Origin of the sequence: Rhodococcus sp. IEGM 1307, assembly GCF_030056915.1 — a bacterium.
Classification (GTDB): domain Bacteria; phylum Actinomycetota; class Actinomycetes; order Mycobacteriales; family Mycobacteriaceae; genus Rhodococcus_F; species Rhodococcus_F opacus_D.
Genome location: NZ_JASHKW010000008.1, coordinates 162,464 through 176,318 on the forward strand (window position 1 = coordinate 162,464; position 13,855 = coordinate 176,318).

The window sequence follows — 13,855 nt, forward strand, 5'->3', positions numbered from 1 at the left end:
ATGGGACAGTTCGACGACAAGGTCGCGTTCATCACCGGGGCTGCCCGTGGGCAGGGGCGGACGCACGCGGTGCGATTGGCGCGCGAAGGTGCGGCGATCATCGCCTTGGACATCTGCGGGCCGGTGTCGGAGTACAACAGCTACGAGCCGGCGACGCCGGACGACCTGGCCGAGACGGTGCGGCTCGTGGAATCCGAGGGCGGAAAGATTCTCGCCGAGCAGGCGGACGTGCGTGACAGTGCGCAACTGAAGTCTGTGGTGGACCGGGGAGTCGAACAGTTCGGCCGGCTCGACATCGTGATCGCGAACGCCGGGATCTGCAATTGGAATCGCTTCTGGGAGATGCCCGACGAGCAGTGGGAGACGCTGATCGACGTGAACCTCACCGGGGCGTGGAAGACGCTGAAGGCTGCGGTGCCTGCGCTGATCGAGGGAGGTCGCGGGGGTTCGATCATCGTGATCAGCTCCGTTGCGGGCATCAAGCCGTTGCCGGGGCAGGCGAATTACGCCGCCTCCAAGTTCGGGCTCGTCGGACTGACCCAGACCGCGGCAAAGGAACTGGGTGAATACGGGATTCGGGTCAACTCCGTTCACCCGTACGGGGTGAAGACTCCGATGGGCACCGATCCGGGCAGCCTCGTGATACTCGAGAAGCACCCGCACTACCTGTCGAGCTTCGGCACCATCCTCACCGAGCATCCGCTGGCCGACACCGACGACATCACCGATGCGGTGCTGTGGCTGGCCGGTGACGGTTCGCGGAGGGTCACGGGCAGTCAGGTCGCCGTCGACATGGGCAACACCAAGGTGTGAGCACCTCCGCGTACCGCCACCTGTTCACCCGATTGCGCGTGGGGCCGCTGACTCTGCGCAATCGGGTGGTCTTCTCCGCGCACCTCACGGGGTACGCCGTCGACGGCCTGCCCACCGCGCAGCACGCCGCCTACTATGCGGCGCGCGCGAAGGGCGGTGCGGGCCTGATCATCTCCGAGGAGCACGCGACCCATCCGGGGGACTGGCCGTACGAGAAGGTGATCGCCGGCTACCGGCCGGAGGTCGTCCCTGGGTACCGGCGGATCACCGACGCGGTCCACCAGCACGGTGTCCCGATCCTGGCTCAGGTCAACCACAACGGCGGCCAGGGGTCGAGCATGTACTCGCGGCGGCCGCTGTGGGCGCCGAGCGCCGTCCCCGATCCACTGTTCCGCGAAGTTCCCAAGGAGGTCGATCAGCGGGAGATCCGGACCCTCGTCGACGGGTACGCGCGCGTGGCCGAGCACTGTGTCCGAGGCGGATTCGACGGGATCGAACTGCAGTGTTCCCATTCGTCGCTGGTGCGGAGCTTCCTCGCCCCTGCTACGAATCAGCGCACGGACCGTTACGGGGGATCGTTGGAGAATCGGGCCCGGTTCCTCCTCGAGGTCGTCGAGGCCGTGCGTGCCGCGATCGGTCCGGATCGCGCACTCGGGGTGAGACTCGCGGGGGAGGATCTGTTCGATGGTGGAGTCCGCCTCGACGAGGCGGTGGCGGTGGCCGCTCTGGTGGAGGCGGACGGCCGTGTCGACTACATCAACACGTCCATCGGGATGGCCACCGAGACGCTCCACATGATCGAGGCCTCCATGGCCGTCCCTCGCGGGTACGCGCTGTTCGTCCCGAACGCCATCCGGCAACGGGTCGGTCTTCCCGTGGTCGGCGTCGGCCGATTCTCCGATCCGCACCAGGCCGACCAGGCTTTGGACGAGGGGCACTGCGACCTGATCGGGGTGGTGCGCGGCCAGATCGCGGACCCGGACTTCGCGGCGAAGGCCCTGGCAGGCGAAGAAGAAAACATCCGAACGTGCCTGGCGTGCAATCAGGAATGCATCGGACGTATGGGGCTGGGCCGGTGGCTCGGGTGCGTCGTCAACCCGCGCGCGGGCAGGGAATCGGTCCTGCTGCCCGCACCGACCGTTCCCGGCAGACGGGTCTTCGTGGTCGGCGGTGGCCCGGCCGGGCTCAAGGCCGCGGCGACCGCGGCGCAGCGGGGGCACGACGTGACGCTGTTCGAACGCGCGACGGTTCTCGGCGGCCAGGTCCGGACGGCTGCCGTCGTCCCGGGCCGCCGCGAGTTCCTCGACCTCGTCGTCGATCTGGAATCGGAATGCGTTCGGCGCGGTGTGGACGTGCGGAGCGGCACCGACGCGACCGCCGGGGCACTGGTGCAGGGACGTCCCGACGTGGTGGTGCTCGCGACCGGGGCGCGTCCGCGCCGACCGCGCTGGGCGGGCGCGTCGGACCGGGTGGTGGACGTGCGGGACGTGCTGGAGGACCGCGCGCGTCCGGCCGGGACGGTGCTGGTGGTCGACGAATTGGGATTCCATCAGGGCACGTCCGTCGCGGAGTTCGTCGCCGACGCCGGGTGTGCCGTCACGATCTGCACACCGGGGATGATCGTCGGCCAGGATCTCGGCATCACGCTGGACCTCGAGGGATGGAACCGGCGGGCGCACGGCAAGGGCATCACGCAGGTGACGGACGTGGTGCCGACCGGGTGCGAAGCCGCAGACGGTGGGCGGCTCGCGGTCACGCTCCTGCACCACCCGACCGGTGAGTTGCGACAGCTCACCGTCGACTGGGTGGTGTCCTCGGCGCATCAGCAGCCGGACGACGATCTGTGGAAAGAGCTGGCCGACAGCGGTATCGAGGTTCATCGCGTCGGCGACGCCCTGGCTCCGCGGCGCGCGCATTCCGCCGTCATCGAGGGGGAGCGGGTCGCGCTCGCGCTCTAGCGCGCGCAGCGGCCGGTTCCGCATCGCCTAGCATCGGTGGATGCCCCATTCCGGACACCTCGACGACGCGGTGTGGCCCGAACTCGTGTCCCGCGTGTCGACGGTCGTGGTCCCGGTCGGCTCTCTCGAGCAGCACGGACCGCATCTGCCGCTCGACACCGACACCGCCATCGCCGACGCCGTGTCCCGCGCGCTGCCGCACGTGCTGGTGGCGCCCCCGATCGCCTACGGTGCCAGTGGCGAGCACGAGGGGTTTCCCGGGACGGTCTCGCTCGGGGCGGAGGCGCTGGAGACCGTGTTGGTCGAGTACGGCAGGTCCGCGTGCCGGTGGGCGGACCGTGTGCTGTTCGTCAATGGGCACGGCGGAAACGGGCCCGCGCTGGTCAAGGCTGTCGCCTTGCTTCGGTACGAGGCCCGCGATGTGGCGTGGGTGCCGTGTGCGGTACCCGGGGCGGACGCCCATGCCGGGCGTACGGAAACGTCCTTGTTGCTACACCTTTCACCCGGTCGGGTGAGGTTGTCCAGGGCTGAAGCCGGTAATGCGGAACCTATTGCGAGGTTGATGCCAAGACTGCGCGAAGGCGGTATGGTCGCCGTGTCGGCCAACGGCGTGCTCGGTGACCCGACGGGCGCTACGGCCGCGGAGGGGGCGCAGATCTTCGGCGTACTCGTCCACGCAGTCACCAAGGCACTGGCCCGGTGGGAACCGGGCCCCGATGGAAGGCTCCGGTCGGAACCGGGCGCCGATGGGAGGCTCCAATGACCCGCACGGGCGTCCTCGAGTTGCCGAGGGCGGATTTCCGGCATGCCGACGCGACTAATTTCCGGCATGCCCTGCCAGCGCTCTCCGATCCGCCTACGATCGACTGATGCGCCAAGCTCGACTTCCCGACGGATTCGGGATCCGAATCGACCCCAAGGTACGCGCATATTCCGGAGGTCGAGTGCTCATCGGCGGTTCGCCGACTCGGATGTTGAAGCTGGCACCCACCGCGGCGGCCATGATCGGAGACGGCTACCTCGAGGTCGTCGATCCGCAGTCCGCGGTCGTTGCACGCCGCCTCCTCGATTCGGGGGTCGCCAACCCGCGCCCCATGAGTACTCCGTCGCCCCGGGATGTCACCGTTGTCATTCCGGTGAAGAACAACGCGTCGGGGCTGCACCGGGTGCTGGCCTCGCTCCGCGGACTCGAGGTGGTCGTCGTCGACGACGGATCCGACGTCCCGATCGTCGCCCCCGTGCTGCAGAACGGGTGCGGTGGCCGCGTCACCGTTCTGCGCCACGAGACGGCCAAGGGACCGGCCGCGGCACGGAACACCGGTCTGCGTTACGCCGCAACTCCGTTCGTGGCGTTCCTCGACTCCGACGTCCTGCCGCGCACCGGCTGGATCGAGGTCATGCTCGGCCACTTCAGCGATCCCGCGGTCGCACTCGTCGCCCCGAGAATCGTGGCGCTCGAACCCGAGGCGAGCACACTCGCGCGGTACGAGCACGCCCGCTCCTCCCTCGACCTCGGACGTAAGGAGTCCGCGGTCCAGTCCGGCGGCCCGGTGTCGTACGTCCCGAGCGCCGCGATGATCGCCCGCCGCGAGGTGCTCGACGAATTCGGCGGCTTCGACGAGTCCATGCACGTGGCGGAGGACGTCGACCTGTGCTGGCGACTCCAGGAGTCCGGCTGGCGACTGCGGTACGAGCCGGTGGCTCACGTTGCGCACGATCACCGCGTGACGTTCGGAAAGTGGTTCGACCGCAAGCTGTTCTACGGAACCGGTGCGGCGCCGCTGGCGGCAAGGCATTCGGGGATGGTTCCCCCGCTGTCGATGTCGCCGTGGACGTTCTTCGCGTGCCTCGCCGCCGCCACCTGCACCCGGCTCGGCCTGCTCGGCGCCGTCGCCACACTCGCGATGATGCTGCTGCGCCTGCGCCGCATGTTCACCGGCCTCGACCAGCCGACCCGCATCGCCGCGATACTCGCGGCCCAGGGCTTCGCCGGCGGTGCCTGGCAACTGGCGTCCGCGATGTGTCGCCACTATTGGCCGATCACTCTGCTGGCGGTGCTGCTGTCGAAACGGATTCGCCGTATCGCGCTCGCGATCGCCGTCGCCGAGGGCGTCGCCGACTGGGTGACCCACCGGGAGCCCGGAGGGCTGGGACCGGTGCGGCACACGGTGTTCAAGCGGATCGACGACGTCGCGTACGGCGCTGGGCTCTGGAAGGGCGCCATCACGGCCCGCGACCTCGACGCATTGAAGCCCCGGTTGAAGTCGTAGTGGCCGATCCGATTCGCGCCGCCGACGTCGTGGTCGTCGGCGGCGGTTCGAGTGGATGTGTGGTGGCCGCCAGGCTCAGCGAGAATCCCGGACGATCGGTCCTCCTCCTCGAGTCCGGACCCGGCTACCGAACGGTCTCCGACTGTCCCGTGCTCGACTACCGGACGCTGCCGGTCGGTCCGGGCAGCGCGTTCGCCGAGACGTACGGCGTGGAGTTGGCACGAAGCGTTCCCTCGGCCATGGTGCGGGGGCACGTCCTCGGCGGTTCCGGCGCCGTCAACGGCGCCTACTTCGTCCGTGGGACGGAAGCGGATTTCCGGCACTGGCCCGCGTCGTGGTCGTACGAGAACGTGCTGCCGGCCTTCCGGGCACTCGAGCGTGACGCCGACTTCGACGACTCCCGGCACGGCACGACCGGACCGATGCCCGTTCGCAGGCAGCCCGCGGAGCGGCTGAGCGAGATCAGCGCGGCGTTCCGAGCCGCGGCGCTCGGTGCAGGACATCCCGAGGAACCCGACAAGAACGGCGCGGGCGCAGGCGGGATCGGTCCGGTGCCCCTGAACGTCGACGGCGGCCACCGTGTCAGTACGGCAGTGGCGTACCTGCTGCCGGCATGGGAGCGGCCCAATCTGGCGGTCGAAGCGAATTCCGATGTCGTCCGAATTCTGTTCTCCGGTAACGAGACCATCGGGGTGGAGGTGGAGTCGGACGGTGTGCGGCGCACGGTCCGCACCGGTCGGGTCGTGCTGGCGGCAGGTCCGGTCGAAACCCCTGTGCTGCTGATGCTTTCGGGAATCGGACCGGCAGAACACCTGACGGACAACGACATTCCCGTCGTACTCGACGCGCCCGGTGTCGGCAGCGATTTCAGTGATCACCCCGAAGTGGCTCTGCCGTACCGTATCCGGGACACGCTCCGCCGCAGCGACACCAGTCCGGTGGTCGAAACGGTGCTGAATGTCGGCGACCTCGAGATCCGTCCGTACACGGCGCCGTTCGACGTGCTCGTCCCCGGATCCGGGCAGCCCGACCCGGTCCTCGGGATCGGGCTCATGGTGACGGACAGCCGGGGCGACATCCGGCTCACGTCGCGACACCGCCGGGACCGTCCCCGAATCGAATACCGCTACGCGCAATCGGCCGCCGACCGCCGGGCGCTGCGCGAGGGGCAGGCCATCGGACTGGAACTGCTCCGTTCGCGGGAGCTCGGTCCGTTGGTCGTGCCGCTGTCCCGGGAGGTGTCCGACCGCGCGGTGCTCGCGCATCTGGGGACGTCGCTGCACCTGTGCGGCAGTTGCCGGATGGGCGGACGCGACGACGCGGGCGCGGTGGTGGACGAGTGGTGCAACGTCCGCGGAATGGAAGGGCTGACCATCGCCGACACCTCGGTGTTCCCGGTGGTCCCGAGCCGTGGGCCGCACGCCACGGCGGTGATGGTCGCCGAGCGCGTCAGTACCTTCCTGGGGGAGTGACCGAGGGGGCGACACGGGCCCGTGTGATGCGGGTTACAGTAGGCAGAGACGCCGTGGAGGAGTTCGATGCAAAGTCAACCGCCCACAGGGGGCAATCCGTGGGTCGCTGTGCGCCCGGGAGACGACGTCGCGATGCTGGCGCGCAGGGTGTCGTCGGCGCATCAGTTGTTCGTCGAGCGTCACGCACCCGCCGGTCGTGCCCCGGACGGTGACGGGAATTCCGTCCGTTCCGTCATCCTCGACTCGTGGATGCGCAGCACCAGCAAGGGAGTGAACCCGGACGGGTCGGCCCGCGCGGTCGATCTGGCGTCCGCGGATCTCGCCACGTACCGGGCGTCGCACCCGATGTCGATCATCCGCCCGGTGGTCCGCAAGCTTCTCGTCGAGGATGCCGCCGACACCGGGCTGCTCGTGGCCATCACGGACGAGAAGGGTCAGCTGCTGTGGGTGGAGGGCGATTCGTCCGCCAAGGACCGCGCACTGGAGATGAACTTCGTCGAGGGCGCCGACTGGAGTGAGGACACCGTCGGCACCAATGCCCCGGGTACCGCGCTGGCCCTCGACCATTGCGTGCAGATCTTCGGTGCCGAGCATTTCAGCCGCTCGGTGCACGACTGGAGTTGTTCGGCGGCGCCCGTCCACGACCCCGCGACCGGACTGATCGTCGGGGCCATCGACATCACCGGTGGTCCGCGGGTGGCGGTGCCCGAGGTGCTCTCGCTGATCAGGGCGACCGTCGCGGCCGCCGAGGCGGAGCTGCGACTGCACCAGCTGCGTTCACCGCACCCGCTCGTCGAGACGGTACTGCGGTTGGAGGTGCTGGGATCGGGTCGGCCGACACTGGTCCGTGGGCCCGAACGCATCCCGCTGTCGCAGCGGCACGCGGAGATCCTCCTGCTCCTGGCGGAGCACCCCGAAGGCCTGAGTTCCGACCGCCTCGCGGTCCTGCTCGACGAGAACGAACTCGACGCCGTCACCATTCGTGCCGAGATGTCGCGCCTGCGTAAGGTTTTCGGTCCGGCAAACCTCGGTTCGCGGCCCTATCGGCTGCTCGCCGAATTGACCTCGGACGTCCGGCAGGTCCGCGGAGCCCTGGACCGTGGCGAGCTCACCGCCGCCCTCGACGTCTACTCAGGCCCGGTCCTTCCCGGGTCGGAGGCGCCCGGGGTCGAGGATCTTCGCGACGAGTTGCGGGCACGCGTCCAGGCGGCGCTGCTGCGGGAAGGTGATCAACGGTTGCTCGCCAAATGGACCACGTCCGTCCACGGCCGTGAGGACGTCGCCGCATGGGAGGCGTATCTGGCGGGCCTCGACCCGCGTTCACCCCTGTATTCCCAGGTCAAGTCCAGGATCGATCTGTTCGATCAGCAGTACGCAACGTAGTTGCAACGGTACGGTCCCTAGTGTTGTGAGTCACACCCAGTTCCACCCGAGTTTCACGACACCAGGGAGTTATCGATGACCGTGTATGCCCGCCCGGGTTCGCCGGACGCCGTCATGTCCTTCCAATCGCGTTACGACAACTGGATCGGCGGCCAGTGGGTTGCGCCCGTCAAGGGCCAGTACTTCGAGAATCCGACACCCGTCACCGGACAGCCGTTCTGCGAGGTCGCGCGTTCGACGTCCGAGGACATCGAACTTGCGCTCGACGCCGCACACGCTGCGGCTCCGGCCTGGGGCAAGACGTCGGTGGCGGAGCGCGCCATCATCCTGAACAAGATCGCGGACCGCATCGAGGAGAACCTCGAGTCCATCGCGCTCGCCGAGTCCTGGGACAACGGCAAGCCGATCCGCGAGACCCTGAACGCCGACATTCCGCTGGCCGTCGACCACTTCCGCTACTTCGCCGGTGCGATCCGGGCGCAGGAAGGCGCACTGTCGGAGATCGACTCCGACACCGTCGCCTACCACTTCCACGAGCCGCTCGGCGTCGTCGGCCAGATCATCCCCTGGAACTTCCCGATCCTCATGGCCGTGTGGAAGCTCGCTCCCGCACTCGCCGCGGGTAATGCAGTCGTTCTCAAGCCGGCCGAGCAGACCCCGGCGTCGATCCTGCACCTGATCTCCGTCATCGGCGACCTGCTGCCCGCCGGTGTGGTGAACATCGTCAACGGCTTCGGTGTGGAGGCGGGCAAGCCGCTCGCCTCGAGCCCGCGGATCCGGAAGATCGCGTTCACCGGTGAGACCACCACGGGTCGGCTCATCATGCAGTACGCGTCGCAGAACCTGATCCCGGTCACCCTCGAACTCGGTGGCAAGAGCCCCAACATCTTCTTCTCCGACGTTCTGTCCTCCAACGACGACTACCAGGACAAGGCGCTCGAGGGCTTCACGATGTTCGCCCTCAACCAGGGCGAGGTGTGCACCTGCCCGTCGCGTTCGCTGATCCAGGAGGACATCTTCGACGAGTTCCTCGCGATGGCGGCCATCCGCACCAAGGCCGTCCGCCAGGGCGACCCGCTCGACACCGACACGATGATCGGCGCGCAGGCCTCGAACGATCAGCTCGAGAAGATCCTGTCGTACATCGAGATCGGCAAGGGCGAAGGCGCCAAGGTCGTCACCGGCGGTGAGCGCGCCGAACTCGGCGGCGACCTGTCCGGCGGCTACTACGTGCAGCCGACGATCTTCACCGGTCAGAACAAGATGCGGATCTTCCAGGAGGAGATCTTCGGTCCCGTCGTCTCCGTCACGTCGTTCAAGGACTACGACCAGGCCATCGAGATCGCCAACGACACGCTGTACGGCCTCGGCGCCGGCGTGTGGTCGCGGGACGGTGGCGTCGCCTACCGGGCCGGACGCGACATCCAGGCCGGGCGCGTGTGGACCAACACGTACCACCAGTATCCCGCGCATGCCGCGTTCGGTGGCTACAAGCAGTCCGGTATCGGCCGCGAGAACCACCTGATGATGCTCGAGCACTACCAGCAGACGAAGAACCTGCTGGTCAGCTACGCCCAGAAGGCTCAGGGCTTCTTCTGATGGACGCAGCCCGGGCGCCTGCGCGCCTGAAGGCAACCGCCGGGGCGGTGGAGCTTCTCCGCCGCCTCGGCGGTACCCACGGGGCGCTGATGATGCATCAGTCCGGCGGGTGCTGCGACGGCTCCGCGCCGATGTGTTACCCCGACGGTGAATTCATCGTCGGCGACCGCGACGTGCTGCTCGGCGTCCTCGACCTGCGTCTCGGTGTCGGGGAGATCCCGTCCACCCGGGCCGAGGGTGCCGATGCCGTGCCCGTGTGGATCTCCGGTTCGCAGTTCGAGGCGTGGAAGCACACTCAGCTGGTGCTCGACGTGGTGCCCGGCCGCGGATCGGGATTCAGCCTGGAAAGTCCCGAAGGCATGCGCTTTCTCAGTCGTGCACGGGCCTTCACCCCGGAGGAGAACACCAGCCTCGCCGCGGAGGAGGTCATCGTGGGCCAGCGGTGGGAGCAGGGCTGGAGGCCCGCCCCGTCCCTCGAACCGCAAGTGGTCGCCGAAGCCGTCGACGCATGTCCCGTGCCCGCCCGCCGCCCGGTCCCATAGCACCCGAAGCGCGCTACGACCCAGGTTTTTACGTCGCGGTCACGTTCTGCTGACACGACGTGTACACAACTCGTTCACCATTGGCCTCGGCCGTTCGATTCCGCTCCCCGAGCGGGGCGGGCGAGGCACCATTCGGATCGACGTAGGGGACGGAATGTCACTCGTAGAACCATCCAAGAATTCCGGAACCGGTCAACATCACGATGCTGCCGATTTCCACTCGGAAGACAGCAGCTACCTGGAAAAACGCACGCTCCGTAAGGGTTCGGCGGGCTGGGTGCTGCTCGCCGGCCTCGGTGTCAGCTACGTGATCTCCGGCGACTACGCCGGATGGAACAACGGACTGGCCGAGGGTGGATTCGGCGGCCTGCTGATCGCCGGTGTCGTCATCGCGGGCATGTACCTGGCCATGGTGCTGGGCATGGCCGAGATGTCGTCCGCCCTGCCCGCCGCCGGCGGCGGTTACACGTTCGCGCGGCGCGCACTCGGGCCGTGGGGTGGATTCGCCACCGGCACGGCCATTCTCATCGAATACGCGATCGCGCCCGCCGCCATCGCCACCTTCATCGGCAGCTACGTCGAGTCGCTGAACCTGTTCGGTATCACCGACGGGTGGTGGGTGTACCTGGCGGTCTACGCCATCTTCATCGGAATCCATCTGACCGGCGCCGGCGAGGCGCTCAAAGCCATGTTCGTCATCACGGCGATCGCACTGGTCGGTCTCGTGATCTTCGCGGTCTCCGCGATCGGCCTGTTCGACGCGGGCAACCTCACCGACATCGCCGCGACCGATGCGGTGGGAGCGTCGAGTTTCCTGCCCTTCGGCGCATTCGGAATCTGGGCCGCCGTCCCATTCGCCATCTGGTTCTTCCTCGCCGTCGAAGGCGTGCCACTGGCCGCGGAGGAAGCCCGCGAGCCGGAGAAGAACGTGCCGCGCGGAATCATCATCAGCATGCTCATCCTCATCGTCACGGGGGCAACTGTCCTGTTCCTCGCCACCGGAGCGCTGGGTGCCGAGAGCCTGTCCACGTCCGGCAATCCGCTGGTCGAGGCGCTCGGTGACGGAACCGCGGCCAAGGTCGTCAACTACATCGGACTGGCCGGCCTCGTCGCCAGCTTCTTCTCGATCATGTACGCCTACTCGCGGCAGACGTTCGCGCTGTCCCGCGCCGGCTACCTGCCGACGAGTCTGTCGATCACCAACTCACGGAAGGCGCCCACGCTCGCCCTCATCGTGCCGGGTGTCATCGGGTTCGTGCTGTCGCTCACCGGTGAAGGCGCGATGCTGCTGAACATGGCGGTGTTCGGCGCGGCCGTCAGCTACGTGCTGATGATGGTCAGCCACATCGTCCTCCGCAGGCGTGAGCCGGAGATGAAGCGGCCGTACCGCACCCCGGGCGGCATCGTCACCACGTCGTTCGCGCTCGTCATCGCCGCCGCCGCGGTGATCGCCACCTTCCTCGTCGATCCGGTCGCCGCACTCTGGACGCTGATCGCATTCGCGGCCTTCATGGCGTACTTCGGCCTGTACAGCCGCCATCACCTCGTTGCCAATTCGCCCGACGAGGAGTTTGCTGTTCTTGCGAAGGCAGAGGAAGAATTGGAATGACCACCTACAGTCACGGAGTCGCGGGAACCGGGTACACGTTCGACGGTCTCGTCGACCTCATGGCCAAGGCGACTCCGCTCCGCAGCGGAGACGAACTGGCCGGGTGCGCGGCGTCCTCCGACGCCGAACGCGCCGCCGCGCAGTGGGCGCTGGCCGACGTCCCGCTCGGCACGTTCCTGAACGAACTCGTCGTTCCCTACGAGGACGACGAGGTCACGAGGCTCATCATCGACTCGCACGACCGGGTCGCGTTCGGCGAGATCTCCCATCTCACCGTCGGCGGCCTGCGCGACTGGCTGCTGGACGTCGCGGCGCGAGACGGTGCGGCCGAGACGTTCCGTCGCGTCGCCCCGGGGCTGACACCGGAGATGGTCGCGGCGGTCAGCAAGATCATGCGCAACCAGGACCTCATCGCGGTCGCGCGGGCCGTCACCGTCACCGCGGGGTTCCGGACGACGCTCGGCGTACCGGGACGCCTGGCAACCCGGCTGCAGCCCAACCATCCCACCGACGACCCGCGCGGAATCGCGGCCGCCACGCTCGACGGCCTGCTGCTCGGCTGCGGTGACGCCGTGATCGGAATCAACCCGGCCACCGATTCGCCGCACGCCACCGCGGAACTGCTCCACCTGCTCGACGACATCCGTCAGCGCTTCGACATTCCGGCGCAGTCGTGCGTGCTGTCGCACGTGACCACCACGATGGGCCTGATCGAGGAAGGCGTTCCCGTCGACCTCGTGTTCCAGTCCATCGCCGGAACACAGGGCGCCAATTCCAGTTTCGGTGTGGACATTTCGCTGCTCCGTGAGGCCAACGCGGCCGGCCGGTCCCTGAAACGCGGCACCGTCGGCGACAACGTCATGTATCTCGAAACCGGTCAGGGCTCGGCGCTCAGTGCGGGCGCCCACCTCGGCACGGGTGGCAGGCCCGTCGACCAGCAGACCCTCGAGACCAGGGCGTACGCGGTGGCCCGTGATCTCGAACCACTGCTGATCAACACGGTGGTCGGGTTCATCGGTCCGGAGTACCTGTACGACGGCAAGCAGATCATCAGGGCCGGGCTCGAGGATCACTTCTGCGGAAAGCTCCTGGGCCTGCCGATGGGTGTCGACGTCTGCTACACCAATCACGCCGAGGCCGACCAGGACGACATGGACACGCTGCTCACCCTGCTCGGGGTGGCAGGCGCGGCCTTCGTCATCGCGGTACCCGGCGCGGACGACGTCATGCTCGGGTACCAGAGTCTGTCGTTCCACGACGCGTTATACGCACGTCAGGTGCTCGGACTCAGACCGGCACCGGAATTCGAGGATTGGATGCGCCGTCTCGGCATGGTCGACGACGCGGGACGGGTCCTGCCGGTCGACGCTGCGGCGTCGCCGCTGCGGGCGCTGACGGTGGCACGATGAGCGATCCTGTGGTGCAAGACTTCTGGGCGGAACTGCGGGCCACGACGCAGGCGCGTATCGGTCTCGGCCGCACCGGTGACGCCCTGCCCACGCAGCGCGTCCTCGAGTTCCGGTCGGCGCACGCCGCCGCACGTGACGCCGTCCACCAGCCGCTCGACGCGGAGGCGCTGGCCGAGCAGGTCGAGGCCGTGGGCCTGGGCAGGCCGGTGGTCGTCACGAGTCAGGCGTCGGACCGCAGCGAGTACCTGCGGCGGCCCGACCTGGGCCGCACGCCGGCCGACCTGTCCGCGGTTCCCGTGGGAACGGCCGAGGTGGGATTCGTCCTCGCCGACGGGTTGTCGCCCCGGGCGCTCACCGATCACGGGGTGTCCCTGCTGTCCGCTCTGGTCGACGAGTTCGGCGGGACGTACTCGCTGGCGCCGCCGGTGATCGCGACCCAGGCCCGGGTGGCGCTCGGAGACCACATCGCGCAGGCGCTGGGCGTGCAGACGCTCGTCCTGCTGATCGGGGAGCGGCCCGGATTGTCGGTGGCCGACAGTGTCGGTGTCTACCTCACGCACCTCGCGCGTCCCGGACGCACCGACGCGGACCGGAACTGCGTGTCCAACATCCACCCACCCGAAGGGCTCGGCTACGAACTCGCGGCCCGCGTCGTGGCGGGTCTCGTGTCCGGCGCCAGGAAACTGGGCCGGTCCGGAGTGGAGTTGAAGGACACGTCCCGCGCGGATGCGCTCGCAGCCCCCTCGGAGATCCTCGAACTGTAGTCGTGTTATCTAAAGGGCGGCAGGTCCGGCCGGGCC

11 protein-coding genes are annotated in these 13,855 nt (G+C 68.2%); all 11 read left to right on the plus strand.

Translation table 11 applies throughout. From position 1 onward, the window contains the following. The 11 genes from QM841_RS17605 to eutC all read left to right on the plus strand — a co-directional run bounded on the left by QM841_RS17605 (window position 1) and on the right by eutC (window position 13,819). On the plus strand, window positions 1–813 hold the full coding sequence (locus tag QM841_RS17605; RefSeq protein WP_283332946.1) for a mycofactocin-coupled SDR family oxidoreductase: 813 nt from the start codon (window positions 1–3) through the stop codon (window positions 811–813). After that, on the plus strand, window positions 810–2,771 hold the full coding sequence (locus QM841_RS17610) for a mycofactocin system FadH/OYE family oxidoreductase 2 (RefSeq protein WP_283332947.1): 1,962 nt from the start codon (window positions 810–812) through the stop codon (window positions 2,769–2,771). The genes QM841_RS17605 and QM841_RS17610 overlap by 4 nt, the downstream gene beginning before the upstream one ends. Before the next feature lie 40 nt (window positions 2,772–2,811). After that, window positions 2,812–3,534 (plus strand): mycofactocin biosynthesis peptidyl-dipeptidase MftE, encoded by a 723-nt coding sequence (gene mftE / locus QM841_RS17615; RefSeq protein WP_283332948.1) that lies wholly within the window; start codon window positions 2,812–2,814, stop codon window positions 3,532–3,534. A gap of 106 nt (window positions 3,535–3,640) precedes the next feature. Then, window positions 3,641–5,041 (plus strand): mycofactocin biosynthesis glycosyltransferase MftF, encoded by a 1,401-nt coding sequence (gene mftF, locus QM841_RS17620; RefSeq protein ID WP_283332949.1) that lies wholly within the window; start codon window positions 3,641–3,643, stop codon window positions 5,039–5,041. Then, window positions 5,041–6,513 (plus strand): mycofactocin dehydrogenase MftG, encoded by a 1,473-nt coding sequence (gene mftG / locus QM841_RS17625; RefSeq protein ID WP_283332950.1) that lies wholly within the window; start codon window positions 5,041–5,043, stop codon window positions 6,511–6,513. Before mftF ends, mftG begins: the two co-directional genes overlap by 1 nt. 66 nt (window positions 6,514–6,579) lie before the next feature. After that, the gene (locus tag QM841_RS17630; protein ID WP_280783593.1) at window positions 6,580–7,896 is read left to right on the plus strand and encodes a helix-turn-helix domain-containing protein; all 1,317 of its coding nucleotides are present in this window, start codon (window positions 6,580–6,582) and stop codon (window positions 7,894–7,896) included. A 75-nt stretch (window positions 7,897–7,971) separates the two neighbouring features. Beyond that, window positions 7,972–9,495 (plus strand): aldehyde dehydrogenase, encoded by a 1,524-nt coding sequence (gene adh, locus QM841_RS17635; RefSeq protein ID WP_009479319.1) that lies wholly within the window; start codon window positions 7,972–7,974, stop codon window positions 9,493–9,495. After that, window positions 9,495–10,037, plus strand: coding sequence for a DUF779 domain-containing protein (locus QM841_RS17640; RefSeq protein ID WP_280783594.1), 543 nt, complete (start codon window positions 9,495–9,497; stop codon window positions 10,035–10,037). Before adh ends, QM841_RS17640 begins: the two co-directional genes overlap by 1 nt. Window positions 10,038–10,191: 154 nt before the next feature. Then, complete coding sequence (eat, locus tag QM841_RS17645; protein ID WP_005572051.1) at window positions 10,192–11,646, plus strand: ethanolamine permease; 1,455 nt, start codon at window positions 10,192–10,194, stop codon at window positions 11,644–11,646. Next, on the plus strand, window positions 11,643–13,055 hold the full coding sequence (locus QM841_RS17650; RefSeq protein WP_283332951.1) for an ethanolamine ammonia-lyase subunit EutB: 1,413 nt from the start codon (window positions 11,643–11,645) through the stop codon (window positions 13,053–13,055). The genes eat and QM841_RS17650 overlap by 4 nt, the downstream gene beginning before the upstream one ends. After that, a complete protein-coding gene (gene eutC / locus QM841_RS17655; RefSeq protein WP_283332952.1) occupies window positions 13,052–13,819 on the plus strand; it encodes an ethanolamine ammonia-lyase subunit EutC in 768 nt (255 codons plus the stop codon). The genes QM841_RS17650 and eutC overlap by 4 nt, the downstream gene beginning before the upstream one ends. The last annotated feature ends 36 nt before the right edge of the window (window positions 13,820–13,855 follow it).